The 2,701-nt window shown below is 33.1% G+C and carries 3 protein-coding genes; all 3 read right to left on the bottom strand.

Annotation, left to right across the window (positions count from 1 at the left end; translation table 11 throughout):
* Positions 1-153: 153 nt before the first annotated feature.
* Positions 154-780, bottom strand: a complete 627-nt coding sequence (locus VNJ50_RS10480; protein WP_325581627.1) for a hypothetical protein — start codon at positions 778-780, stop codon at positions 154-156.
* Between the two features lie 87 nt (positions 781-867).
* Entirely contained in the window at positions 868-1,242 is a 375-nt protein-coding gene (locus VNJ50_RS10475) for a hypothetical protein (protein ID WP_325581625.1), read from the bottom strand.
* A gap of 22 nt (positions 1,243-1,264) precedes the next feature.
* Complete coding sequence (locus tag VNJ50_RS10470) at positions 1,265-2,689, bottom strand: DUF5689 domain-containing protein (protein ID WP_325581623.1); 1,425 nt, start codon at positions 2,687-2,689, stop codon at positions 1,265-1,267.
* Positions 2,690-2,701: the final 12 nt, after the last annotated feature.

The raw sequence follows: 2,701 nt of genomic DNA, 5'->3' as shown, positions 1-2,701 counted from the left end.
GAAAAAATATCTTGGTGGTTTTAGTGATCATTTTCCGGTATATATTCAGTTGAAAAAATAAGGTTTTTTTTGAGTTTATTTTTGGAATGTTTCAATTTGTTTTAGCCATACGTAGTGTCCCAAAAGGCATGGCATATAAGTTATTAGCAGGAGTTATTTAAATTCCAATTCAAATATTAAATAATGCTTAATTCCAAATTTCTCACCCCATTTTTCAATGTCTTTTCCATTACTTCCTACTTCACAATATGACATCGTTCCATTTCCCATATCATAGGGAAGTATATGAGCAAAAAGGACAATAGGTTTATTATATTCTATTTCGAGATTGCTTTCTGACGCAAGATTTCTTAAACTATATGAGTTTTCTTCTGGTTTGTATATTTCGAACTTTGAATTAGAAGTAAATCTAGGGAAAACGAAATGCATTTTTAATTTACTATCTGAAGTTAATTTTGAAATGGCTTTTATTTCAAATATACTATCTTCTATTTTTCTCAAATACTCTAGAGGAAAATCTGCACTATTAATTATTGTACTATCGCTAACAATTTTACCATCCCATATTTGTTTAACTTTTAAATGAAAAGTTCTTCCTTTCAGGTTGTTTCCAGAAAAAATTGCTTTTTGAAATTGAACTCCTTCTATCCCTAAAATGTCCCATAAATCATGATTGTTTAAATTATGATCCTCTGACATTTTTAATGTTGTATCAGGCTTTTGTCCGAATGATAATACTGAAATTCCAAAAACCAGTAATGTTAGAAAGTTTTTTATCATAATGTGCTGTTTAAGTTTTCTTGATAACGAATTTTCTTATTAATTATTGTTAAAAAACAGACAAATAGATAGATAGATGGTAGTGGACTAAAAAATTTTCAGAAAGAGAAAAGCTAAAAACACGGCCACCACCGGGATAAACCATAAAGTCCAAATATTATAATTTGTTTTTTTCTTGGGAAGTGCATTTAAAACTCTTCGTTTTTTACCGCCATACCGCATCCAGTTTTTAAAATAAATAAAAATTGAAACGACCACAAACAAGCTCCATGCTTTTCCACTTGTCATAGTCACGACATGCATTTTACTGAAAAATTCAGCAAAAAATACACCTAGCACAAGTAGCAATGACATCTGCACTAAAGTGATATAATAAACGGCAATCGTATTGGCGTTTTTTTTATAAGTGCCTTTTTTATAATGGTCAAAACTATTGAAAAACAGTTGGTCAAATACGGTCATATAATGTTGGTGCGATTAAGATTTATTCCTTTTCAAAAATGAAAAGATCATCAATTTGATAAGCACCGGACAAGGAGGTTGTTCTTCCGTTGCCGGTTACTTTAAAGGCAATGTACAAAATTCCTTCATAAGCCGATAGGTCAATTAAACCAGAATCCATAAATTCATTTAATGGCGTGTTGTGCGACGGTAAAATAGCATCTAAGCTATGCCATGTTGCTTCCATTACGTTGTTGCCGTCATAATCTGTAGATATCATAAGTTCTAAAGTATTACTGGCCGATCTGACATTATTTTGCGCCGCTTTAAAATTCAAATAGGTGTGAGATCCTGAGTTTTTATGAATTCCTGGCATAACCAACCATCCAATATTGGAAGTATTCCCAGATCCGATGGGATTAAACTCAGCATAACCATTACCATCAGAATGGTGCGTTTTCCATGCCACTTTTCCAGCTTGGGCAAAATTGGTCCAAGCTTCAAAATTTAAATCTACATCGTCATCGGCCGTTTCAAAATCTTCTTTAAATACAACATCAAAATCTTCAATTTGCAAAGGTGCACATCTACTTTTGGTTAGGTTCACATCATCAAGGTTATTCAACGCCAATACAATTTCGCTGCCATCAAATGTTTTTGAAATGACACCATTTATTGTTCCATTTTCGAGCGGAAGCAAAGCATCTTTAAACGATGCAAAAGAACTGGTTTCTAAGTTAAAATAAGAATAACCAATATCATTTGAGCACATTTGCATCGCCCTGAGCGTATCATAATCCTGCACCGGATCAAAAAAGCGCTTGCCCTCTAAATGGTCGGCAAATTCTACATCATTAAATTGCACATATAACCCTAAGTGACTGATGCTAACTTCTGAAAAATAGAGTTGCAAAGGTTCTAATTCAAAAGTGTTTTGTGAACGAAATACGTTTTGTTTACGCTGGTTTTCGGTTAGGTATTTTACGGTAGTTCCATATTGGTCCGTAGCCGTTATACCACCAATAGTGATTAGGCCATTGCCAACACGTTCCTCGCCAATATAAAGGCCTTTTAAATTGATATAAACCTCTCTTCCAAAATTATATTGGTTATAAATATCCACCTGATTGAGGATAATTTTTATGCCAGCAGTAGGATTTACAGGTGCATCCTGTAGAAATAGTTCCTTAAAAAAATTACCTTCTCTATCTGAAGAACTTACATAACCTTTTATATAAATATCGGTGTCAATTAACACTGGTGTTTTATACCTATTGTTGTATTTTAATTTTAATTCGGCTATCGGAATTTCAATGGCATCACTGGCCAATAGGTTTTCCAAGCCTTTATTTTCTTCAGCTCCCAAGCCATCAGGAATTGAAAAATCATCATTCTGCACACAACTATTCGCCATGATAAACACGACTATAATCGTAATGTAGTTTACAAATCTATATTTTCTAGCCATGTTTTTCTACTT

The organism is Gelidibacter sp. (assembly GCF_035577925.1).
Lineage (GTDB): Bacteria > Bacteroidota > Bacteroidia > Flavobacteriales > Flavobacteriaceae > Gelidibacter.
This window is presented reverse-complemented; position numbering and strand designations above follow the sequence as displayed.

What these genes read in the sequence shown, in the direction of transcription:
- VNJ50_RS10480 (WP_325581627.1), bottom strand. Translation starts at nt 780, where the DNA reads ATGATAAAAAACTTTCTAACATTACTGGTTTTTGGAATTTCAGTATTA.
- VNJ50_RS10475 (WP_325581625.1), bottom strand. Translation starts at nt 1,242, where the DNA reads ATGACCGTATTTGACCAACTGTTTTTCAATAGTTTTGACCATTATAAA.
- VNJ50_RS10470 (WP_325581623.1), bottom strand. Translation starts at nt 2,689, where the DNA reads ATGGCTAGAAAATATAGATTTGTAAACTACATTACGATTATAGTCGTG.